Origin of the sequence: Photobacterium minamisatsumaniensis (assembly GCF_050336695.1) — a bacterium.
Taxonomy (GTDB): Bacteria; Pseudomonadota; Gammaproteobacteria; order Enterobacterales; family Vibrionaceae; genus Photobacterium; species Photobacterium minamisatsumaniensis.
In genome coordinates, this window is record NZ_JAKJSI010000010.1 from 69,223 (window position 1) to 91,461 (window position 22,239).

The following is a 22,239-nucleotide window of genomic DNA, read 5'->3' on the forward strand; positions in this document are numbered from 1 at the left end:
GGCTAGTATCAAGGGTGTTAGTGCTGGAGGAGGAATCTAGCTAGTTGATATAATTATGAACATTTAAGACAAACCTGCTTGTTTATGATTGACTGTTTCCCATTACCACCTTATATTACACGCCTTGTTGAAATCTCATGTTTCAACCAACAATTTGGTGAGTTGTCCGAGTGGCTGAAGGAGCACGCCTGGAAAGCGTGTATACGGCAACGTATCGAGGGTTCGAATCCCTCACTCACCGCCATATTTTAAAAAACCGCCTATAGGGCGGTTTTTTGCTATCTAGCATTTATGTTTTGAATTTCTTCAAGCAAAAGTCACTTATCCCCCCCTTTTTCTTATTTACATTATTTTCTTAAAAAAAACAAACCGTACGCCATTTTAAATAATCATTTAATTTCATTGTGTTGCAGTGGAGTAAAAGCTCTACCTTGGTGTTTGCATTAATGTGATTGTCGTAAAAAACAATGACTTAGTTAGTGTTTTTAGAATTTTCCACTTAACAGTTTTGTCGTTGAATATTTGATATATAGAATAACGTTCTGTAAATTGCTGCCATAACGAATGACTCGCAACGCGAGCTAATACGCTACCCAAAAACAAAAAAGGCTAGCAAGAGGCGGAAATACATGAAGAAAAAGCAAGTAGTGGTGGCACTAAGTTGTTTAGGGCTGTGGAGTAGCTATACATCGGCTGCAGGCTTTCAAACTGCTGAGCACTCCGGTTCAGGTCTGGGTAGGGCATTTGCTGGTGAAGCTGCGATTGCTGACAATGCAGCGACGCTAGCCCGTAACCCAGCATCTATAAGCTTACTGCAGGGAACTAATGTCAGTGCTGGTATTGCTTATATTGATCCGGACATCCAGATTGAATTCAGTAAAGGCACGACCGTTGATGCATTTGAAAGTGAAGCTGCGCCACCTGCTTTTGTGCCGAATTTCTTCTTAACTCACCGGGTCAATGACAAATTATCTGTCGGTGTAGGCTCTTATGCTGACTTTGGCCTCGCGTCTGAATACAGCGATGAAGTGAACGAAGACTTTGGTGTAATAGCCGGTGATACCTCTGTCACAGTCATTAATCTGAATTCAAGCGTTGCCTATGAAGTGACAGATCAGCTGTCGCTTGGCGCCAGTGCGAGTATTTTATTAGCCCATGCTGAACTTAATCGTTTTTCACCGATTGCAGAGCTGGTTACAGGTGGTGATACCAATGTGTTTGCCAATCTAGAAGGCAACGGTATCGGTTTTGGTTATAAGCTGGGGGCGCTATATCAGCTTAATAATAACCACCGTTGGGGCTTTGCTTATACGGGGGCTTCTGACATTCAAATGGATGGTGAATTCAGCGGCGTTCAAATGAATACTAGTAACGGCTTGTTTGATTATGTTGAAGGTGCCGATGGTGAACTAACGCTGAGTTTACCCTCTATCATGGAGCTTTCTGGCTATCACCAGCTCACCAATAAGTTTGCGGTTCATTATAGCTGGGTGCATATCGGCTGGAGCAGTTTCCAAGAAATTAAGGCAACCTCAAAGGGCGATGAGTGCAGCACAGCAGGTGAGGGCGATAAAGTTTGTCTGCAAAAAGCGGAAGAGTGGAAAGACTCAAACCGTTACTCAGTTGGTGCGACCTATCAGATTAATCGCAATTGGACCGTTCGTTCTGGTATTGCCTACGATGAAACGCCAACCGACCAGCATGTTACTGCCAGTATCCCTGACTCTGACCGCATTTGGTATTCCGCAGGCCTTTCCTATTACCGTGGTCCACACCAACTTGATCTTGGTTTAACTTACCTTGAGGGTGAAACGGGTGACATTATTGAAGAAGAGGGACTCTTTTTCAAAACCACGACCAGTACCGCCATGATATACGCCCTGCAGTATTCGTACTCCTTCCAGTAATACTTTGCTCTGCGCTGAGAGCAGAGTATGAACAGAGAGAAAATGATGAAACTAAATCAAATATCAAAAGCCATGATCGTTGCTTTAACGGCGGGTGCCTTAGCGGCTTGTAATTCTTCAGACAGCAGTGATGGTAAAACACTAGCACCTGCTAACTTACAGTTTTCATTCGGGATGGAAAATACCAAATTAATCGCCAATGATACGAACATCCCGATGCCAAATGATCTGTATTTCATTGGAGAAGATGCAATTGATAGTACCGATGATAAGCTCATTATCTTTGGCTGTGGTGTAACGAATGATGGTGCAGCAGCTGAAAACGCGATAGAAAACGCCACTAAATGCTCGTTAGAAGACTTGGATGGTTGGTCTACCACAGCGCCGTTTTCACTGGCGATGACAGGCGATGTTTCTCAGTTAGATAAAAATAGCTTTGAAAGCAATATACGCCTGTTTGTAGAGCGCTCTTTTCCTTTCAGTGGCTATGGTGAATTAAAGTACGGTAGAGATTTTACAGTGCAGGTGACAGACTTTAATCATCTACAAGTCTTGCCTTTACGCCCTTTTGAAGCTGAAACACAACTAATTTTTGTTGTATCGAATGGTTTGCAAAGCACCAGTGGTGATGCGGTTAAACCGTCAACGGCTTTCAATGAATTGTTGTTCTCTGGACCGTCAGATCCATTACTCTCTGCTTATAAAACCCAAATTGATGGTTTATTTACTCAATTAGCGCTTGAAGATATAAAACCTGAAAATACATTTTATATCGCGGGTGTTAAAACACAGTCGATTGGCTCGGTGTTAGCGAATTTGGCTGCAAAACCAGAATCAGATAGTCGTGGATTGCAATCTAATGATATTCCAGAAGAGCATTTGGTTGGTGCAGGTTTACCACCAGAAGTGTTAGATAAAATTGTTGGCGGTATTGTTGGCGGTATTATCGACAATCCGACGATCGACCCGAATTTCTGCGATAGTTCGTTTGGCGACGGGTTAATGGTTGAATGTGTACGTAAATTACAAGCCACAGTAGAGCTGCCATATTATTTATCTGATTCAACTGCTATGGGCGCATCCAACTGTGTGGTGGATAGTAATAACCAAGCTAATGCTCGTTTTTGGTTTAAAACTGACGGCATTAATGTTGATGATAATGAGAGCTACTTTGAGAGCTATCGTTATACTCGAGAGAGCTGTCAGCCTCTATATAGTTCATGGCAAATAAAAGGTTCTGGCGGTCGGTTTGATCCATGGCTCCCTGAATCTCAAGCTAAGCAGCAATTGAATGTTCAGGTTGTACTGCCGAACCCAGATCGCACGCCTAAACCAAACAATGGTTGGCCTGTTGTTTTGTTTGCTCATGGTATTACCGCAGCCAAAGAATTTGGTAACGGTGGCATGCTACTGCTCGATAGCTTCGTTCAAGCAGAACTTGCTAACCAGGGGTATGCAGTTATTGCTATTGATCATCCACTGCACAATACTCGCGCGGTCGACTTTGATAATGATGGTAGCTATGAAGTAAACGTCAGCCAATCTTTACGTGGGCTATTTAGTGGCCATGAACAGGCGGATGTGAAGAACTTTTTAAAAGCCGGCGCACTTTTAACGTCACGTGATAATTTACGCCAAAGTATTGCAGACTTGATAAACCTTCGTTCTTCACTTGAGGGAGGCCTTACTTATCAAGACGCAGGTATTGAGACCGTAGATAGTTTTGATACGAGTAATGTCTTTGTTATGGGGCATTCTATGGGGGCTATTGCGGGGGCTAGCTTCAGCGGTGTTGTTGCACAGAGTGATTTAGCGCTAAAAGGTAGTATTCTCGCTAACCCAGGTGGTGGTATTGGCGGGATCTTAATGAACTCAGTATGGCTCGGCCACAGTGAAGTGCCTCCTTCAATTAAAGCTATGCCAGAATTTCATGCCCGTATGGCCACTGAACTTGGCTTAGATGGTGTTGAAGCCGTTCGTCAATATGCTGAGCTTAATCCTGCTGATTATAAAACCGCGTCAGATGAAATTGCTAAAGCATACTTCAGCGAGTTCCAGTACTTGATGCAGGCTGTTGTCGATACAGTCGACCCTCTGAACTACGGCGACGAGTTATCAGATACACCTATTTTATCTTTCTCGGTAACAGGTAGTATTTCAGATCAACCAGAGCTACAAAACATTGCAGGTAATTACTTCACAACCGCAGATCAAACGGTGCCAATAAAAGTTGAGCATACGGCGCCAACGATGTATGAAGTCTGTAAGTCTGCATCGGAATCGGCTGGTCAAGTATCTAGTCAAGATATGGGGTGTTTTAACGGTTCTGCATTTAAGCCTTACTACTCGCTGGATACTACTGAGTTTCCATTGGCAGGTGCCACACCATTGGAAGAAGTATATGGTCTGAAGAATACGCTAAATAGTACGGATCGTTCGTATACGCGCTTTTTAACCGGAACCCATAATATTGGTGCTGGTACACTAACGACCTCTGAATCTGAAGGAAACGCCGATTATAGCTCTGTCGATTCAGCGGCTACGGAACTAGCGGTTCAGGCAGCATCTTTCGTTGAATACACATTATCGAACGGAACGCATGGGGATTACATTGAAGGGACCCATCGTATTGCACCAGAGAATCTTTCGATTATTGAGCGCTAATAATAGCGATTGACGGTGAAACACAGAAGCCCAGCTAACTAGCTGGGTTTTTTTGTGCGTAGAGGTTGTAACCTTATAAATGATTATATTTACAATAACCCACTGATTCAGGTTTAAGTGGGTATAAATGATGCAAAACTTATCGATTAAGTGGTTATTATGGTGGGGTAATTTTCCATATGGTGATTAAATACAAAGTCGCGCAATAAGCAAAAGTAAACCTTGTTTTTATTACTTGTTTATCAATTGCTTATGCTTGGTTGTGTTAAGTGAAAAACCTCGAATTATTGATGCCTTAAAAGTATAGGTTTCAGCACTCTATTAACACTCTTCTACCATGCCGAAGTAAATATACAGATAACTCGAACTAATGATGCAGATAGTCATCACTTAAATGCTTTTTTTGATGGCTAGGAGAGGGGGAGCTCACCGCGTGTAGCACGTCAGTGCCGCCTGTGTAGTAAATCATGCCAAAGAGTTACCTTAAATTAGTAGTAAACTTACAAACATATAGGATCTTTGGTGTGTAATTCTAAATAAAGTCTGTTCTAATACGCACATCAACTGCTTACACCTCTACATTATAGTGGAAGGGTCTGGTTAAGCTAATTATAACGGTTATATACACTAGTTTCGGGGTCTAATCATGTCTGTTAAAGGGCAATTTAACGTAAGAAGTGCTGCTGCTGATACATTCGCAATGGTAATTTTTAGTTTTATTACAGGTATGTTGATTGAGATTTTCATTTCAGGCATGACGTTTGAGCAATCTCTTGCTTCACGAACATTATCAATTCCCGTGAACATTGCGATAGCTTGGCCTTATGGCGTGTTTCGTGATCTAGTGATTCGCCAAGGGATGCGTCTGTCTGGCAACGGTTGGATGAAAGCGGTATCTGACATGATTGCTTATGTACTTTTTCAATCTCCAGTATATGCCGCAATTCTTTTTGTTGTTGGCGCTGGTACCGATCAAATTCTGACTGCTGTTGCAAGTAATGCCGTAGTTTCAGGTGCACTAGGTGTTGTTTATGGTCAATTTCTTGAAATGTGCCGCCGTATGTTCCGTGTTCCGGGTTACTACCAGCAAGCGTAATAACCACTCTTTATAAGTAAAGAGAATATCAAACTGTTAGACTTTTCTTTCTAAGCCCTAGCTAATTATTTTAGCTGGGGCTTTTTGCTTTTAAATTGCACGATTGTGCTTCTATCTGTAGTAAAAACTCTTAATATTTCTATTTCTATTTGTAAATTCTTATAACCATATGTGATTAATGTTTAAAACTGATAATATTGATTTGCATCAATATTACGCTGCATTATGGCGTTGGTTGTTGTTATTTTGTTATTTTATTCGTACGTGATTTTAATGCTAACGATCTAATATCAATGACTTAGCTTTGTTGTTTGCGTGTGTGTTGCAATCTTGTTCCTTATTATCGCAGTTGCCATACATGCAATCTTTGTTCTCAAAAATGGCGATCTGAGGGGTTTAGTATTCAGTTCAGGTTAAATTCAGTTACAGGCACAGGCTTCTTCGTAATACTTTTATAGGCATATTACTACTTAGTTTATTTAGCCTGTTATCTCACACAGATGAGAAAACCTGTAAGGGGAGTATGTAGAATGATTGAAGTACATTGGTCGCTAGCAGCTATGTTTGGATTAAGTCAATTCGTCTTATGGGTAAAAATTGGCGTTTTTGGCCGTTTTTTCTCGTTTGTCGATCGTTGCTGCCAAGCTGTCGCAAAAAATATGCTTGGAACGCTTTATGTAAGAATGCGTCCTGTAAGTAAAGCGAAAACTGAAACCGAGATCCCATACATCCTTCGTGGTAAGCCTGCGTCGATGCATTTAGGTAGCTACATCCAAATGCAAAACAAACTGGCTGAAGGCCGAGATAGTAAATAGTACTAACTCAGTAATATGAAACGATTTAAAATAAACCTCTCTTTAGAGGTTTATTTGTATTTCGGGGTAAAGAAATGGCGCCGAGGTGCACTTTGTCTCTTTTTCATCTCTATCTCTAATTGTGGATGTGCGATTTCTATTCCATGATGATTGAATTTTTGTTTTATTCGATTATGTAGATCATGAGTTAAGGTTAGACGGTGAGCGGTTTCCGCTGCATAGGCTCGTACTTCAAAATTTTGACTATCAGCGGTGAGCGTTAAGAAAAACACCTCGGGGGCAGGGTTATCCAATACCAGCTCACATTCCTCAGCCGCTTCAAACAAAAGTTTCGTCACTAAGTCGCTGTCAGCAACATATTTAACGCTGATAGACAGGGTTACACGAGTAATTGGATCAGACAGTGACCAGTTAATAAATTGCTCGGTAACAAAAGCTTTATTTGGCACGATAACTTCTTTCCTATCCCAATCCACGATCGTTGTTGCACGGGTTTGTATTTTCGCAACTACACCTGTGAGGTTACGAATCGTCACGGTATCGCCGATGCGGATCGGTTTTTCAAATAAGATGATCAAGCCTGAGATGAAGTTGGCGAAGATCTCTTGCATCCCAAAGCCTATCCCGACACCCAAAGCAGCGACTAGCCACTGCATACGCGACCAATCGAAGCCTATGAGCCCTGAACCAATAATGATACCGAGAAAAATGGCAATGTAGCGTGTTAGTGAAGTAATCGCGTACCCAGTTCCTGGGGAAAGATCTAAATGTTGTAAAATTAATAGCTCCATTGCCCCGGGCAAATCTCGTGTCAATATTGCGGTTAGCCAAAATGCTAAAAATGCCAATAATAGATTTTTCAAAGAGATTGAACTGAGCTCGTCGATACCATCAATGGTATTGGTGACATCCCATAATGTAATATCACCAAGGTATGAAATAGCTTGGTAGAAATCAGCCCAGACGAATGAGACGCATAATAAATAAATCAATAATAATAATGAACGTAATAAACGAAGCGATTGGGCACTGATTTTATCGAGATCAACTTCGGGTTCATCAACATCAATTTGCATTTCACTGCTGCTATAGCTTTCCTCTTTTTCTTCAAGCTCTGCTATCCGTTGAGCAATAATTTCTTGCCGCTTGGCCTTAGCTCGTTCAAATGCTAGTCGCCTTTTTTGCAATAGCATCAGGCGTTTGATGAGGTAGTAAATCAGTAATGTAATTACCCCTATGACAGCAGAGACTTCAAGTTTATCCATTACCGATTGTGATGAACTGAGGTAGCCTTTGAGCGCGGTGTAATTTAATCCTTGTGGTATTAGAATTAACGTCCACCAAAATAGGTGGTGGCCAACTCGCGCTTTACCTTCAGGTAAGTCGGCATAAGTCATTGGTAGTTTTTCTTGGCATAAACGCCAAAGGAAATAGCTGACTGAAATATTACTGATCACAAAGGCGAGGCGACCGATAGTAGCATTGACGTCGATATCACTATATAGCTGGGCAAAGTTCTGGATAACCATCATTGGCAGGTAAATCCAGAGGAAGTGCTGATAGTGCGCAAAAGAGCGTGAGATGAGATCTTCCGACCAACCAAAGTGGCTGCTCAATAAGCCATTACTTCGTACTAGCTCTCGCATAAAACAGTACATGACCAAGGCCATTGGTAGTGAAAGCGATTGGCCAAAGTGGTGAACAAAGGGGTATTGCCAAGCGGCGCTTAGGATAAGGCCGATGAGTGCAACGATGAAAGGAATCGGCCAAGCAAGGCAGAATGAGAAAAATACATTGTTGAAACTAAATAGGAATTTATCTCTGGTGACTTTGCCTATTCGTTGGCTGGTTTCATTAAGGTATTTTTTCCAGTGTCCACGGAGCCAGCTTAAACCGAATATAATGATGACGATGACACTTGATGAAATAACCAGAGGCACCTTTTCAATCGAGCTTGGGAATTTGAGAAAACTGACCCATTGAAAAGGAGAAAAGAACCACTTTAGCTTTTCCCATGTTGCATTAACAAGGTTGAGGCTTAATGGATTGGTATCAGGAGCCCAAAAAAGCTGTTTTTTGGCTTGGTTTTTTAGCTGGTTAAGCGTGCTATTTAACCGTTCATAAGAGACTTTTAAGGTTGCCTGTTGATAGATTAGGGTATCGGTATTATCGATAAGTTTATCCAGCAGAATCAGATTAGCTTCAATTAGTGCCTTTTCTTGTAGCTGTTGCTCTGGCGTTAAATCAGCGGTTGCAGCCGTATTCACTCGCTCTTTTAACAAGTCATTTCTTTGTTGGTATTCATATTTATTAATTTGATTTTGTGCAATATCTTTATCGAGAGAAATTATGGGTGGGTTTGCCGGTAAACGATTAATACGTGTGCGTAAATTTTCACTAAAAGCAGGGCTGAGCTTTAACCATTCGGCCATGGTGTTGAGGTCATCGGCGGTTTTTTCAACGACACGAATTTGATCTGTAGTACTTTGCAGTTGTTGCTGTACTTGCTCATTGCTGGTCGAGATTGAAGAAAGCGCAGAGAGGTAGCGTTTATTATTATTGGTTAGTTGCCTAATTTGAGATGGCAAATCACTGGTATCACTTTGGAATTGGTTATTTTCATCACTTGAATCTTCTGCTTCGTCTCTTAAGCGACGAGAAAGCTCTCGCTGTAAATTATTGCGATAAGCCTGCCGCGCATCAATTTCAAGGTTAGTAAGCTGGATATTTTGTTTAACCAGTGTTCGTCGGTTTCCTGCACTTAGTTGTTGAGCCTCGATAAGATAAAGATGACTAACAAAGTACTGGTGTGAGATCTGGTGGATTAGCTGCAAGTTATCAGTATTAGGTTGGTTCTGTATTTGTTTAAGAGCACTTTCTTCTTTTTGAATTTGAGCGCGTAGTTGTTCTGAGTCGAATGAGAAATCATCAATGCCTTTCTCAATACTTTGAAGCTCGTTTTTACTATTGCTTCTAATTTGTTCAAGTTGTTTAAGGGTATTATCTTGTTGGCTGATTTCCTTGTTGAGCTCACTTTGATTAAGCTCGGAAAAGTTAGGAAACTCGGTCATGGAAAATGAATTGATTTGCTTTTTTAATGCACTGGTACGTTCAGGAAATTCTGTGACCAACTGGCGGTAAGTCAATGTTTGTTGTTCAAAGTCTTGGGTTTTATCGAGTTGGTTTTGTGCCTTTAGTAAAATATCTAATTCTTTGATAATTTCAGGGGTGTTCCCCTGTGTTTGGAGTTGTTCTATTTTGTTGGTTAAGGCCGCTTCACGAGCGGCATAGGCTTCTTCAGCTGCAAAAAGCGTGGAGCTGTAAACTGTCGTACAAAGAATAATAAGGAGTCGTAACCAATCACTCATAGCTCACCAAAAATAACCAAAATACAAAACGATAGCTTTCAATTAGTCTAGCAGTGAATAAAAACAAAAGATTGGTGGAGAATGGAACAATTTGATCCAATCCTCATCACTTAAACAATATTTTATGAAAACCCCTTGACCCAAGTTCGTTAAATCATTACATTAGCCGCCGTTGAGACGCACAGCGTTAAACAACAATGTGGTGAGGTGTCCGAGTGGCTGAAGGAGCACGCCTGGAAAGCGTGTATACGGCAACGTATCGAGGGTTCGAATCCCTCCCTCACCGCCATATCTCTTTTGGAGATATAAAAATTAGGAGAGATGGCTGAGTGGCCGAAAGCACCTGACTTGAAATCAGGCGAGGGGCGACCCTCCTAGGGTTCAAATCCCTATCTCTCCGCCACATTTAGAGAGCCCAGCAGAAATGCTGGGCTTTCGTCGTTTTAGCCGTAGCAAAAGAGATTTGAAAATCCTGCTATACCAAAACAGCTCCGCCACATTTAGAGAGCCCAGACTGCGCGTCCCGGCAGAAATACTGGGCTTTCGTCGTTTTAGCCGAAGCAAAAGGGATTTGAAAATCCTGCTATACCAAAACAGCTTCGCCGTATTAGAAGAAGCCGCTGATTGATCAGCGGCTTTTTTGCGTCTGGGTATATAGAACTCAAGCTTCAGCGAAGCGAGACAGTGTTACCACTGAAAGTGCTTTAAAGTTTCCTTTTTAACCTATGTGTTTTGCTGCTATCTCTCGACTATTCATCCATTTTGTTTATGTGTATTTAATGGCAGGTATAAGGTTATTTATCTGAGTTGCTTGTTATATGCCCAGTGCTCGCGAGGGTAACTAAATAATTAAAACTTTTTTATTCGACTGCGGTTACGATTATCGGTTAGAAAGTCGATTAGGATGCTATTTAGATGGCTTAAATTGGCGATTTGAGCGATTTTAAATGTTTGTTTTGAAAGGTTTTATTTTTGTTGTGATCTGCTAGGTAAATGATAGTCTTCGATTTATTAAGCACGAGGACTATTTATGCCAAAAGACTATGAAGAATATCATTACGTTGATTACTCTAATCAAGATTTAAGCGAAGCTTATTTTAATCGCTGTAAGTTTTATCGGTGCAATTTCAGCCGTACAAATCTTAGAGATGCCCAGTTTGTTGATTGTATTTTTATAGAGCGAGGCGCAATAGAAGGCTGTTACTTTGGTTATAGTGATTTACGCGATGCCTCCTTCAAAAACTGCCAGCTAGCGATGTCTAATTTTTCTGGCGCTAAATGTTTCGGTGTGGAGTTTAGAAACTGCGATTTAAAAGGGGCCAACTTCCAGCAAGCGGTTTTTTCAAACCAAGTGAGCAACCGTATGTACTTTTGCTCTGCATATATCACTGGGTGTAATTTGTCGTACGCAAACTTTGAAAGGCAGTGTATAGAGAAATGCGATCTGTTTGAAAATAAATGGATTGGCACTAATTTACAAGGGGCTTCTTTGAAGGGGTCTGATTTAAGTCGGGGAGAATTCTCTGCTGATTGTTGGGGGCAGTTTCGAATGCAAGATTGTAACTTGAGTAATGCAGAATTAACGGGGTTGGATCCTCGCAAGGTTGATATTAGTGGCGTGAAGATTTGTGTCTGGCAGCAAGAGCAATTATTGGAACAGCTCGGTGTGATTGTGTGTCCGGATTAGAGCTCGGAGGATGAAATACCAAGCTGCTAACCATAAAGGCAGCAGCTTGGGTATTATTCTACTGGTGCTTAAAGTGTTTCCTCACTGCAATACAGCTCTGCGTGATCAATACCTTGAAGTGCGCAGCGTTCGTCTAGATCAGAGAGATCGCCGCTGACGCCTACCGCGCCGAGTACCATTTCATCTACATCTTTAATCAGCAGGCCACCAGGTACAGGCACCATGTTGCCATTTGCCAGTACATTGACTGCACTGATAAAGGCAGGCCTGCTGTCAGCGTCTCTTGCCAGTTGTCGGGATGAGCAGCCGAGTGCGAGTGCACCCCAAGCTTTGGCCACTGCTATATCTGGTCGCATCATACTAGAACCGTCTTGTCGCTGAAGCGAAATAAGCTTACCACCACTATCGAGTACAGCAACGGTGAGTGGGGCGCTTTGTTGCGCTTTTCCTGCATTGAACGTGCCTTGTGTAATAGTCAGCGCTTGCTGAAGTGTTAAATTAACCATCAATTTCTCCTGACTGTTCATCGACCAAACTGGCGATGGGTAAATTATTCGTTTTTGCGGTTAAAGCTGCCTTCGGTAAGTAAGCTATAACTTGGCAATGTTAAGAAAGCGGCAAACTCTTCGGTTGTTGAAAGCTCATCAAACATTTGAGCAGTTTCCTCAAAACGTCCTTTGTTGTAGCGCTCATCACCAACTTCCGAGCGAATAGTATCGAGCTCCTCATTTAGCCATTGTCTGAATAATGGGGCTGTAAATGTTTGTCCATCATCGAGCTCTACACCGTGGTGAATCCATTGCCATATGCTTGCACGTGAAATTTCAGCCGTGGCGGCGTCTTCCATCAAGCCGTAAATTGGTACGCAGCCGTAGCCTTGGATCCAGGCCTCAATGTAGTAAAGCGCAATGCGAATATTCTTACGTACACCAGCTTCATCGCGGCTACCGTTACATGGCGATAGCAACATTTCTGCAGTGATCTCTTCCGTCGGGCTGTGGAAGTCAAGCTGGTTGGTTTTACCTGAAAGGTGATTGTCGAAAATCTCCATTGCCGTGTTTACAAGGCCGGGGTGGGCAACCCAAGTACCATCATGGCCATTACCGGATTCACGTTGCTTATCTTCAACAACTTTTGTCACGACTTGCGCCATAACTTCTGGATTTTTATTGGGAATAAAGGCAGACATGCCCCCCATCGCGAGTGCGCCACGTTGGTGGCATGTTTTGATTAATAGTTGGCTGTATGCGGTAAGAAAAGGTTGATCCATGCCAACACCGTGGCGATCTGGGAGGATCCGATCCTTATGGTTTTTCAGTGTTTTTATGTAGCTGAATATATAGTCCCAGCGGCCGCAGTTCATGGCAACAATATGATCACGCATGGCGTAAAGCATTTCATCCATCTGGAAAACGGCGGGTAGGGTTTCAATCAGTACGGTGGCTTTAATTGTGCCCGTCGGCACCTTAAAGTAGCTTTCAGTAAAGCTGAATACATCATCCCACCATTGTGCCTCTTCCATACATTCTAATTTTGGAATGTAGTAGTAAACACCAAGGCCTTGTGCCTGGCGAGCTTTGTAGTTGTGGAAGAAATACAGTGCAAAGTCCATCAAACAGCCAGCAATAGGCTGACCATTAATTTGTATATGTGCTTCTGGCAAGTGGATTCCACGTGGACGAGCAATCAATAATGCCGGATCTTTGTTTAAGCTGTAATGCTTACCTTTTTTCAGGTCGGTATAACTAATGGTACGGCTGTTGGCATCACGCAGGTTAATTTGGCCATCAACCATATTTTCCCAAGTCGGTGCTGATGCATCTTCAAAGCAGCACATGAATACCTTTGCGCCAGAATTTAAGGCATTAATCACCATCTTACGTTCGACGGGACCGGTAATCTCAACACGGCGATCTTGTAATGCGAGAGGAATAGGTGCGACAGACCAGCTTTTATCTTCCCGTATAGATTGCGTGTCAGCTCGGAAGCCGGGAAGCTCACCCTGATCAAAACGCTGTTGGCGTTGTGACCGCAGTGCCAGCAGCTCATTACGGCGTGCATTGAATTTAGTGACAATGGCATCTAAGAAGTTAAGTGCATCAGGCGATAGGATCTCTTCGTACCCTTCATCCTCTATTTGACCAATAACCTCTATACACCTTGTGTGTTTTTCTATCTCTAAATCATCTGTAATCATTGTGTCGTCTCCTTTGAAACAATAATTGTCGTTTGTTGTGTACAAAATGTTGTTGTTTATTTGTTTTATATCCTGATATCCACGTGCTTGCAAAGAGTATTTAACATTTGTTTTTCAATGTTATTTTTTGCGATTAACTTTTACCTCATCGTACCAGTTTGTATTTTATTGTATTTTAACGATAAATATTTGGCTTTTCGCTTTCGTTAATCTGTAATGTTAAAAAACTGTTGCGTATTGCTTGCCTAAATCATCGTTCGCTGCATAGAATACAATTATGTTGTAAATTGTATACAATCTTGAAAATGGAGTCGTGTATGGCAAGAATGAAAGCTATTGAAGCTGCGGTAGAAGTACTAAGGAAAGAAGGGGTAGATATTGCGTTCGGTGTACCTGGAGCCGCAATTAACCCGATGTATGCAGCAATGAAAAAGCTGGGTGGAATCGACCATGTATTGGCCCGCCACGTGGAAGGTGCCTCGCATATGGCTGAAGGTTATACCCGCACGACTCAAGGAAATATCGGGGTTTGTATTGGTACTTCAGGCCCTGCTGGTACTGATATGATCACTGGGTTGTATTCAGCGTCTGCAGACTCGATTCCGATTTTATGTATTACAGGTCAAGCGCCACGGGCTCGGTTACATAAAGAAGACTTTCAAGCCGTTGATATTGAAACTATTGCTAAACCTGTAACCAAGTGGGCTACAACGGTATTGGAGCCAGCCCAAGTTCCACGAGCTTTCCAACAGGCGTTCCACCTTATGCGCTCAGGTCGACCAGGCCCAGTCTTGATTGATTTGCCGCTTGATGTCCAGTTGGCCGAAATTGAATTTGACATTGATAGTTATGAACCACTTGAACCTTATAAGCCGAAAGCAAGCCGTCAGCAGATAGAAAAAGCGCTGACCATGTTGAATGAGTCTGCGTCTCCGGTGATTGTATCTGGTGGCGGTGTAATTAATGCTGGGGCATCGGAGCTATTACAGCAGTTTGCTGAAATTACAGGTATACCAGTGATCCCTACCTTAATGGGATGGGGTTCTATACCGGATAACCATGAGTTGATGGCTGGTATGGTCGGGCTACAGACGGCACACCGTTATGGTAATGCCACGTTACTGAATTCTGATTTTGTTTTTGGTGTCGGTAACCGTTGGGCGAACCGCCATACTGGTTCGGTTGATGTTTATACCGAAGGGCGCAAGTTCGTTCATATTGATATTGAGCCAACCCAAATTGGTCGGGTGTTCTGTCCTGATCTTGGCATTGTATCTGATGCTAAAGCAGCGCTGGAGCTACTGGTTGAAGTGGCTAAAGAGTGGCAGCAAGCAGGTAAGTTGCAAGATCGCTCACAGTGGGTGGGGGAGTGCCAGCATCGTAAGGCTACCATGCTACGTAAGACGCACTTTGATCAAGTGCCGATGAAGCCAATGCGAGTTTATGAAGAAATGAACAAAGCATTTGGTGAAGACACTTGTTATGTCAGCACCATCGGCCTTTCACAGATTGCGGCTGCGCAGTTCCTGCATGTTTATAAGCCCCGCCATTGGATCAACTGTGGACAGGCCGGCCCGTTAGGCTGGACGATCCCTGCTGCCCTTGGTACTCGTGTCGCCGATCCCCATCGTCCGATTGTAGCTATCTCGGGTGATTATGATTTCCAGTTCATGATTGAAGAACTAGCAGTAGGTGCACAGTTTAACCTGCCTTATATCCATGTTGTGGTGAACAATTCATACCTAGGGTTGATCCGCCAGGCCCAGCGTCAGTTTGATATTGATTACTGTGTACAGCTTGCTTTCGATAACCAAAATGCCCCAGAGCTAGAAGGCTATGGTGTTGACCATGTCACCGTTGTTGAAGGACTAGGCTGTAAGGCGATTCGTGTTACTGACCCAGATAACATTGCCGCTGCTTTTGAAGAAGCCAAAGTACTGATGGCGAAACACCAAGTGCCAGTTGTGGTAGAGCTGATGCTTGAGCGCGTTACCAATATTGCTATGGGGGTTGAAATTGATGGCGTGAACGAATTTGAGCCGCTAGCTGAAGGTGTTGATGACGCACCAACTGCGATCACATTCAACCAATAAAATGTTAGATAAGCAGCAGCGGGCAACCGCTGCTAGGCAAAATATATTAAGGGATTTAACAATGCCAAAGTTCGCCGCTAATTTATCCATGTTGTTTACCGAGTTCGATTTTCTTGAACGTTTTGATGTCGCCGCAAAGGCTGGCTTTCAAGGGGTTGAATACCTGTTTCCTTATGCATTTGAGCAGCAAACCTTAAAAAACAAGCTAAGCGAAAATGGCCTTAAGCAAGTGCTATTTAACCTGCCAGCTGGCGATTGGGAGCAGGGCGACCGAGGTATTGCTGTTGATCCTGCCCGTGTCGAGGAGTTTAAATCTGGCGTGGCAATGGCCATTGAATATGCCAAGGCATTGGAGTGTGACCAGCTCAACTGTTTAGCTGGCATTGTGCCGACAGGCGTTAGTGCTGAACAAGCTGAAACGACATTTATCAGTAATTTACGTTATGCCTCAGAAGAGCTTGAAAAGGCAGGTGTTAAGCTCATCATTGAAGCGATTAATACCCGTGATATACCGGGGTTCTTCCTGACAAATACCCAGCAAGCTTTAGCGATTATTGAGCAGACCGGCAGTGGCAATATTCAGGTGCAATACGACATCTACCATATGCAGATCATGGAAGGTGACTTAGCGCAGACGCTAAGTAACAACCTCGCACAGATCCGCCATGTCCAGCTAGCTGACAATCCAGGTCGCCACGAGCCGGGTACCGGTGAAATTAACTATCCGTTTGTTTTACAGCACCTCGATAGCATCGGCTATCAGGGCTGGGTTGGCTGTGAATATAAACCGAAAACGACCACGCTTGCAGGTCTTCGCTGGCTAGAAGAATACAACTAATGTTAAGGAAAGCATCATGAGTACTATTGCATTTATCGGAACAGGTATTATGGGTAAGCCAATGGCGGCAAACCTACAAAAAGCAGGCCATCAGCTGCTGTTTTCAACGCATTTCAATGAGGCTCCGCAAGATCTTGTTGCTGCGGGAGGCAAAACATTCCCATCGGTACAGGCTGCCACTGAGCAAGCTGACGTGGTGATCTTAATGGTACCTAACACGCCACAAGTTGAGGATGTGTTATTTGGTGACAATGGGGTTGAGGCCGGGCTTGCAAGTGGGGGCGCACAAGGGAAGTTGGTGATTGATATGAGTTCGATATCACCGATTGAAACCAAGCAATTCGCAGCGCGCATCAAAGAAAGTGGTGCCAGTTATTTAGATGCTCCTGTTTCTGGTGGTGAAGTGGGTGCGGTGAATGGCAGCTTGAGTATCATGGTTGGCGGTAGTCAGAGCGACTTTGACCAAGCAAAATCACTGTTTGAGATCATGGGCCAGAATATTACGTTAGTGGGTGATAATGGTGCTGGGCAAACGTGTAAAGTTGCCAACCAAATCATTGTTGCATTGAATATTGAAGCGGTGTCAGAAGCCTTGGTGTTCGCGTCAAAAGCGGGGGCGAATCCAGCACGTGTTCGCGAAGCATTACTGGGTGGTTTTGCCAGCTCGAAAATTCTTGAGGTACACGGCGACCGTATGATCAAAGGGACGTTTGACCCTGGGTTTAAAATTGCGCTTCACCAGAAAGACTTGAATCTGGCGATTAGCGGAGCAGAGGTTCTGGGCGTTAGTTTACCAAACACCATAAAGGCAAAAGAGTTGCTGGATGATTGTGCCGAACAAGGTGGTTCTGATTGGGATCATTCTGCGATGATCAAAGCGATTGAAAAACTGGCTGATCATTCTATTCGTGAAGAATAGGTAGTGACTAGGTTGGTACGTATACCTTACCTCATACTGCTAAGCGTGGGGTAAGTCATTAAACATTAATAAAACGCGTATTTTTTGTCTCCTTTCCTACGCGTTCCCGAAGCAACAAGAGTTTGAAGGTAGGTGTTCTTCGTATCCTTGGGACCTACTTTCACCCTGACAGGCGCTTTTGTATAGCTTCGGGATCCTTTAGCCCATTCTTTTTGTTCATTGCACCTGTTTTATGGTGTCAGTCACAACTCTGGCTTTCGTTATTCCTAGTGTGTTTCTGCGCTTTAACCCCTTCAGTATATCGACTACCATAATGCTGTACCTAAGTGCCAGGGAGAAAGGCCATGTCACGGATCAGACAAAAGAACCAAGATCGTATTATCGAAGTGGCCTGTCGCTTGTTTGCCGAACAAGGCTATGCTGCGACAAAAATGGCTGACATTGCCAAAGCGGCAGATATCCCCAAACCGAATGTGTTTTATTACTTCAGTGCCAAAGATAACCTGTATCGTGCGGTACTTGATACGGTAATACAGCCGCTTCTAGAGGCTTCTCAACCAATAGAACAGCTTGATGACCCGGCTGAAGCATTGACCGAATATATTAAGACCAAACTTCGGATCTCTCGTGATCACCCACTTGCCTCTAAAGTGTTTGCGAATGAAGTCATGTCAGGAGCCAACTACTTACCTGAAGACATTGCCAGTGAACTGCTGAAGCAGTCAGAAATGATCATGGGTAAATTTACTTATTGGTCAGAAAAAGGGTATATGGCTCAGCTACCGGCCCATCATCTTATGTTTACCATTTGGGCGGCGACCCAGACGTATGCGGATTTCAGCTGGCAAATTTGCAATGTGATGAAGAAAGAGAGGCTGGATGATCGCGATTTCGAGGAAGCAGCCAATTTTCTGACTCAGTTTGTGATCAATGGTTGCCAGCTTCGTTAGTACTGGTTACAGCAGTCGTAGAACCTCTTGATAGCGATGTTTTTTCATCAACCAGCCTTGATGGTGGAAGCCTGAAGTGATATTTCAGGCTTCTAATGGTTTATTACTCAAAGTTACCCGTTACTTGTAATTCGCCGTTAAGCAGCACTGGCTTTCCTCGGGCGACAACACTTTCGAGTGTAAAGTCAGGATTGAAAATACACAGATCTGCATCGGCACCAATTTCAGCTCGACCTTTTGCGATACCAAGTGAGTCAGCCACGTTGGCTGTTAGCATGGCGATAGCTTGCTCGGGTAAAATACCGTTGTTGATGAGTTTTGGTAGCAGTAGAAGGTTACTATCAACATCTGCAGCAGCCATGCCTGTGAGTTCATTATTGTCATCAAAAGTCGGGATACTGCCGTTACCATCGGTACTGATGGTAATGCGACGGGCGTCGACACCGTTTTCTAATGCAAGTTTGGCTGCCTGCTCAGGTGCCACAAAACGGCTACCACCAGAGGTGATATCAATGAACCCACCTTTGCGGGCAAAGCTCATTGCCTCGTTATACAGACTCTCGGTACGAGCGACATGGGTAGGTGAGAAGTGGTGAATTGGTAGTCCCATTTCAAGCAGCTCGTTAACTTGAGCAAAAGGGTTATCTAACCCGCCCATGTGCATGTGTAGCACACCGCGTTTGCCCGATAGCATACCTGCAATACGGATGTCTGAAACGATTCGGGCAAGCTCATGAGTACTTGGGAATGAGCAGCGGTGATCAGCGAGCGCGACCTTTACGCCAAGTACTGCAGGGATGAATGCTATATCGTCACGGATCGAACCTGTAATCGTTTTAGTCGGCACCTCGTAAGAACCCGTGTGCATGTAGGCACTTAGCCCTTCCTCTCGCAGTGCTGATGCTTTAGCGTAGAGATCACGAGGCGAGCGGGAAATGCCATCAGTTCCAAGCACTCCAATAACGGTGGTGGTGCCAGCCTTGATTAGTTTACTTAATGTAACTTGTGGTGTGCGGCTCGCAAACCCTGCCTCACCACCCCCGCCGGTTAGGTGAATATGTTGATCAATTAGTCCGGGGGTCACAATCTTCCCGCTGCAATCGATAGTAGTCACATGTTTAAGTCCAGCGACTTGCAACGACGGCTCAATTGCCAAAATCTTGCCTTGTGATAATAAAACATCCACCTTGCCGGTAGGCATTGGAGAATAAAGCTCAGCGTTTTTGAGTAGTGTAAACATGCAGTGGCCTTTTGTTTTTGTAGGGTGAAGGTACGCTGGCAAGCAGTACCTACCATCCCAGTTTGCGACAGAACCGTGATACCTCGCTCTAACAACATTTCAGCTAACTCTCTGTAGCTGATACCGTATTTGCAGTACCTGCGCACAGCTCAAAGAATGATATCAGCAGTGAAGTGGCGGCCTTTGAAATCTAACATGCGAGTAATTCCATTTAGGTATTTATTCCTAGCGTGCCTGAATCCTCAAACTTTGCAACGGAGCCCATATTTGAGTACCCAGCGATTCAATGTTGAGTGATCAACTATGATGCCACGCTCTGCCAATATCTCTTCAATTTCACGGTAGCTCAGTTTGTAGGAAAGATAGTAACGAACGGACTGAAGTATGATCTCGGAAGGAAAATGACGACCGATGAATGTTGATGAAGATCATAACTTACGACTCCAGTTTGCGACAAAGCCACATCTTGTGACATTCAAACTTAAGTTCCTGACCTGCGTAAACGCCCAAAACGAGAAATTACCTCTTGCTTGAATCTAAAGCTTTTTTTACATTTCGAGGGAAAAATGAAACATTGTTAAATTGATATCACAGGGCATATTGCACGCTCTACCTTTCCACTTAATGCTTGGAGATAAATTTATGCCGTCAGTAAAAAACATCAAAGTTAGGCAGGTTGAAGCGTTTAAGTATTTTATGCTTACTGGCTCAGTCACGAGCGCTGCTGAACTGCTTCATGTCTCGCAACCCGCGGCCAGTCGCTTATTGAATGATCTCGAATATCGATTAGGTTTTAGTTTGTTTAATCGCACCAAAAACAAGATGACGGCAACACCAGAAGCGCACATTTTTTATAGAGAGGTCCAAAACCTGTTTATAGGCATGGATGCACTAACCAAGGTAGCGGAATCAATCTCACGCAATAACACCGGAAGGCTTAGGGTAGGGTTCATGCACATCATGGAGGACTTCATTACAGGTATAGTGATTGAGTTCTTAGCACTACACCCGAAAGTAAGCATAGAGCTTGAGCCTGGTGGCCGTGCTTCATTAGAAGAGATGATAAAAGCGGATAAGATAGATTTGGCTATCGTTGTCGATCCCTTAGTTGATCCCTCGCTGGTCATTGAGCCACTAGGCATACACAAAGCAAAGGTTGTCATGCACACGGATAACCCACTAGCGCATTATGAGTCACTAACAGCAGATGAGCTTGAGAACGAGGGCTTTATTGTCCTGGGGTTTGGTAGTCCGTTCAGGCGTAAAGTTGAATTAGCTTTCGACAAAGCGCAAATCAACAGAAAGATTCTTCTAGAAGCACGAACCCAGCGCCACCTACATACATTAGTGAGTAAAGGGGTAGGAACGGCCATCCTGGATGAGTTCGCCCATGACAATAATGAAAATGTCGTTTTGATCCCATTTCTGCCAGAAGTTACGTGGGAATACAGCATTGTTTCACTTAAAGCTAAACAAAACTCAAGGCTGTTTGATGCCTTCAACGAATTGGTTTTTGAACACTTCAAGTAAGCCAGGCCTAGCTTTCCCGGCATATCTCCAGTAATTAAGCGCCTGCTTAATCTTCTGCAATTTCATTCACTATCACATTTAGTTATAGCCAGCATTAAAAATGTAATTTGTTCTTAAAGTGAACATTATTAATAATTGGGATAATTATTAAATAAGGTGCTTTTTCTATGAGTGTGTTGCTATTATTAGTAGTGGCTTTCTTCGCTGCTACATTACAAGCCGCGACTGGTTTTGGCTTTGGGATTGTTGCTGTTTCTGCATTTTTTATTCTATTAAAATCAACTGACGCCGTTCAAATTGTCATTATTATAACATTGGCAATGTCAATTGTTCACTGCTATAAAATAAGAAAGATAATACCATCTTATTTAGTTAAGAAACTATTAAATGGTTGCGCGATTGGTTATCCAATTGGTATTGCTCTTTTCTATTTTGCTGACACTGAAACATTAAAAATTTCTGTTGCCGTACTAATCCTATTAATGTGTGCTCAGAATTGCTTTGAGCGTTTCCGCTCTAGAAATCAAGCACATCAAAGCTTCTTGCCTATCAACGGAAAGTACACCGGAATCATTGGTACCATCTCTGGCGCAATGGCTAGCGCACTTGCTATGCCTGGACCTGTCATGGTTGGTTATCTATCGCAGTGTGACCTTGAAAAGAACACAATCAGAGCGGCGGTTATTGCAACATCAACAATCTCTTACTCAGTCTCTCTAATATTACAAATGTCTATATTCGGTATTGACGCTCAAACTTGGGAATATTCTCTAATGTTGCTACCCGCTACATTTGCAGGTCTTTTCTTTGGGGATTATATCGCTAAGTTTATTAATCCTAAATTATTTGAAAATATCGTTCTATTCGTATTACTAGGTAGTGGCGCAAATATTATAGTCACTCTATGAAACTACAATCTAATAACTAATTCCACC

15 protein-coding genes, 3 tRNA genes and 2 pseudogenes are annotated in these 22,239 nt (G+C 43.2%); 14 read left to right on the forward strand and 6 right to left on the reverse strand.

Translation table 11 applies throughout. From position 1 onward, the window contains the following. Positions 1-156 precede the first annotated feature (156 nt). The 5 genes from L4D78_RS00720 to L4D78_RS00740 all read left to right on the forward strand — a co-directional run bounded on the left by L4D78_RS00720 (position 157) and on the right by L4D78_RS00740 (position 6,482). Positions 157-244: transfer RNA gene (locus tag L4D78_RS00720), tRNA-Ser, on the forward strand. A gap of 385 nt (positions 245-629) precedes the next feature. After that, positions 630-1,907, forward strand: coding sequence for an OmpP1/FadL family transporter (locus L4D78_RS00725; protein WP_428465173.1), 1,278 nt, complete (start codon positions 630-632; stop codon positions 1,905-1,907). A gap of 42 nt (positions 1,908-1,949) precedes the next feature. Further along, positions 1,950-4,571 carry an alpha/beta fold hydrolase gene (locus L4D78_RS00730; RefSeq protein WP_428465174.1) on the forward strand — a complete coding sequence of 874 codons (2,622 nt, stop codon included), beginning with the start codon at positions 1,950-1,952 and terminating at the stop codon, positions 4,569-4,571. 646 nt (positions 4,572-5,217) lie between these two features. Then, positions 5,218-5,667, forward strand: a complete 450-nt coding sequence (locus L4D78_RS00735; RefSeq protein WP_428465175.1) for an L-alanine exporter AlaE — start codon at positions 5,218-5,220, stop codon at positions 5,665-5,667. A gap of 530 nt (positions 5,668-6,197) precedes the next feature. Beyond that, positions 6,198-6,482: a hypothetical protein gene (locus tag L4D78_RS00740; RefSeq protein WP_428455734.1), complete on the forward strand. Its 285-nt coding sequence runs from the start codon at positions 6,198-6,200 to the stop codon at positions 6,480-6,482. A gap of 50 nt (positions 6,483-6,532) precedes the next feature. Here the strand turns inward: L4D78_RS00740 and mscM are convergent, their stop codons facing one another. Further along, positions 6,533-9,850 (reverse strand): miniconductance mechanosensitive channel MscM, encoded by a 3,318-nt coding sequence (gene mscM, locus L4D78_RS00745; RefSeq protein WP_428465176.1) that lies wholly within the window; start codon positions 9,848-9,850, stop codon positions 6,533-6,535. Between the two features lie 201 nt (positions 9,851-10,051). On the opposite strand from mscM, the gene L4D78_RS00750 reads away from it, so the two are divergent. The 3 genes from L4D78_RS00750 (at position 10,052) to L4D78_RS00760 (ending at position 11,537) form a co-directional block, all read left to right on the forward strand. After that, positions 10,052-10,139: transfer RNA gene (locus L4D78_RS00750), tRNA-Ser, on the forward strand. A gap of 26 nt (positions 10,140-10,165) precedes the next feature. After that, positions 10,166-10,253 (forward strand) — tRNA-Ser (locus L4D78_RS00755). A gap of 627 nt (positions 10,254-10,880) precedes the next feature. Continuing rightward, on the forward strand, positions 10,881-11,537 hold the full coding sequence (locus L4D78_RS00760) for a Qnr family pentapeptide repeat protein (RefSeq protein WP_428465177.1): 657 nt from the start codon (positions 10,881-10,883) through the stop codon (positions 11,535-11,537). Positions 11,538-11,605: 68 nt separating this feature from the next. Here L4D78_RS00760 and L4D78_RS00765 read toward each other — a convergent pair whose 3' ends face one another. Continuing rightward, positions 11,606-12,043: a GlcG/HbpS family heme-binding protein gene (locus L4D78_RS00765; protein WP_428465178.1), complete on the reverse strand. Its 438-nt coding sequence runs from the start codon at positions 12,041-12,043 to the stop codon at positions 11,606-11,608. Between the two features lie 44 nt (positions 12,044-12,087). Continuing rightward, positions 12,088-13,734 carry a malate synthase A gene (gene aceB / locus L4D78_RS00770; RefSeq protein WP_428465179.1) on the reverse strand — a complete coding sequence of 549 codons (1,647 nt, stop codon included), beginning with the start codon at positions 13,732-13,734 and terminating at the stop codon, positions 12,088-12,090. A 317-nt stretch (positions 13,735-14,051) separates the two neighbouring features. Between aceB and gcl the strand changes: the two genes are divergently transcribed. The 4 genes from gcl to L4D78_RS00790 all read left to right on the forward strand — a co-directional run bounded on the left by gcl (position 14,052) and on the right by L4D78_RS00790 (position 18,534). Continuing rightward, positions 14,052-15,827 carry a glyoxylate carboligase gene (gcl, locus tag L4D78_RS00775; RefSeq protein ID WP_428465180.1) on the forward strand — a complete coding sequence of 592 codons (1,776 nt, stop codon included), beginning with the start codon at positions 14,052-14,054 and terminating at the stop codon, positions 15,825-15,827. A 61-nt stretch (positions 15,828-15,888) separates the two neighbouring features. Then, on the forward strand, positions 15,889-16,665 hold the full coding sequence (gene hyi / locus L4D78_RS00780) for a hydroxypyruvate isomerase (RefSeq protein WP_428465181.1): 777 nt from the start codon (positions 15,889-15,891) through the stop codon (positions 16,663-16,665). A gap of 16 nt (positions 16,666-16,681) precedes the next feature. Beyond that, complete coding sequence (locus L4D78_RS00785; protein WP_428465182.1) at positions 16,682-17,584, forward strand: 2-hydroxy-3-oxopropionate reductase; 903 nt, start codon at positions 16,682-16,684, stop codon at positions 17,582-17,584. Between the two features lie 344 nt (positions 17,585-17,928). Next, complete coding sequence (locus tag L4D78_RS00790; RefSeq protein WP_428465183.1) at positions 17,929-18,534, forward strand: TetR/AcrR family transcriptional regulator; 606 nt, start codon at positions 17,929-17,931, stop codon at positions 18,532-18,534. 103 nt (positions 18,535-18,637) lie between these two features. Here the strand turns inward: L4D78_RS00790 and iadA are convergent, their stop codons facing one another. The 3 genes and pseudogenes from iadA to L4D78_RS00805 form a co-directional block, all read right to left on the reverse strand. Further along, the gene (gene iadA / locus L4D78_RS00795; protein WP_428465184.1) at positions 18,638-19,774 is read right to left on the reverse strand and encodes a beta-aspartyl-peptidase; all 1,137 of its coding nucleotides are present in this window, start codon (positions 19,772-19,774) and stop codon (positions 18,638-18,640) included. 71 nt (positions 19,775-19,845) lie between these two features. Continuing rightward, positions 19,846-19,971, reverse strand: a pseudogene (locus L4D78_RS00800) (IS6 family transposase); the annotation flags it as partial. Positions 19,972-20,037: 66 nt separating this feature from the next. Continuing rightward, positions 20,038-20,187: pseudogene (locus tag L4D78_RS00805) on the reverse strand (IS6 family transposase); the annotation flags it as partial. 229 nt (positions 20,188-20,416) lie between these two features. On the opposite strand from L4D78_RS00805, the gene L4D78_RS00810 reads away from it, so the two are divergent. Both L4D78_RS00810 and L4D78_RS00815 read left to right on the forward strand, forming a co-directional pair. Next, on the forward strand, positions 20,417-21,304 hold the full coding sequence (locus L4D78_RS00810) for a LysR family transcriptional regulator (protein WP_428465185.1): 888 nt from the start codon (positions 20,417-20,419) through the stop codon (positions 21,302-21,304). Positions 21,305-21,471: 167 nt separating this feature from the next. After that, a complete protein-coding gene (locus L4D78_RS00815; RefSeq protein WP_428465186.1) occupies positions 21,472-22,212 on the forward strand; it encodes a sulfite exporter TauE/SafE family protein in 741 nt (246 codons plus the stop codon). The last annotated feature ends 27 nt before the right edge of the window (positions 22,213-22,239 follow it).

Excerpts from the sequence above, each read along its gene's own strand:
- L4D78_RS00790 (WP_428465183.1), top strand. The coding sequence starts at position 17,929 with ATGTCACGGATCAGACAAAAGAACCAAGATCGTATTATCGAAGTGGCC.
- L4D78_RS00785 (WP_428465182.1), top strand. The coding sequence starts at position 16,682 with ATGAGTACTATTGCATTTATCGGAACAGGTATTATGGGTAAGCCAATG.
- L4D78_RS00760 (WP_428465177.1), top strand. The coding sequence starts at position 10,881 with ATGCCAAAAGACTATGAAGAATATCATTACGTTGATTACTCTAATCAA.
- L4D78_RS00725 (WP_428465173.1), top strand. The coding sequence starts at position 630 with ATGAAGAAAAAGCAAGTAGTGGTGGCACTAAGTTGTTTAGGGCTGTGG.
- gcl (WP_428465180.1), top strand. The coding sequence starts at position 14,052 with ATGGCAAGAATGAAAGCTATTGAAGCTGCGGTAGAAGTACTAAGGAAA.
- hyi (WP_428465181.1), top strand. The coding sequence starts at position 15,889 with ATGCCAAAGTTCGCCGCTAATTTATCCATGTTGTTTACCGAGTTCGAT.
- L4D78_RS00740 (WP_428455734.1), top strand. The coding sequence starts at position 6,198 with ATGATTGAAGTACATTGGTCGCTAGCAGCTATGTTTGGATTAAGTCAA.
- L4D78_RS00730 (WP_428465174.1), top strand. The coding sequence starts at position 1,950 with ATGATGAAACTAAATCAAATATCAAAAGCCATGATCGTTGCTTTAACG.
- L4D78_RS00765 (WP_428465178.1), bottom strand. The coding sequence starts at position 12,043 with ATGGTTAATTTAACACTTCAGCAAGCGCTGACTATTACACAAGGCACG.
- iadA (WP_428465184.1), bottom strand. The coding sequence starts at position 19,774 with ATGTTTACACTACTCAAAAACGCTGAGCTTTATTCTCCAATGCCTACC.
- mscM (WP_428465176.1), bottom strand. The coding sequence starts at position 9,850 with ATGAGTGATTGGTTACGACTCCTTATTATTCTTTGTACGACAGTTTAC.
- L4D78_RS00815 (WP_428465186.1), top strand. The coding sequence starts at position 21,472 with ATGAGTGTGTTGCTATTATTAGTAGTGGCTTTCTTCGCTGCTACATTA.
- L4D78_RS00810 (WP_428465185.1), top strand. The coding sequence starts at position 20,417 with ATGCCGTCAGTAAAAAACATCAAAGTTAGGCAGGTTGAAGCGTTTAAG.
- L4D78_RS00735 (WP_428465175.1), top strand. The coding sequence starts at position 5,218 with ATGTCTGTTAAAGGGCAATTTAACGTAAGAAGTGCTGCTGCTGATACA.
- aceB (WP_428465179.1), bottom strand. The coding sequence starts at position 13,734 with ATGATTACAGATGATTTAGAGATAGAAAAACACACAAGGTGTATAGAG.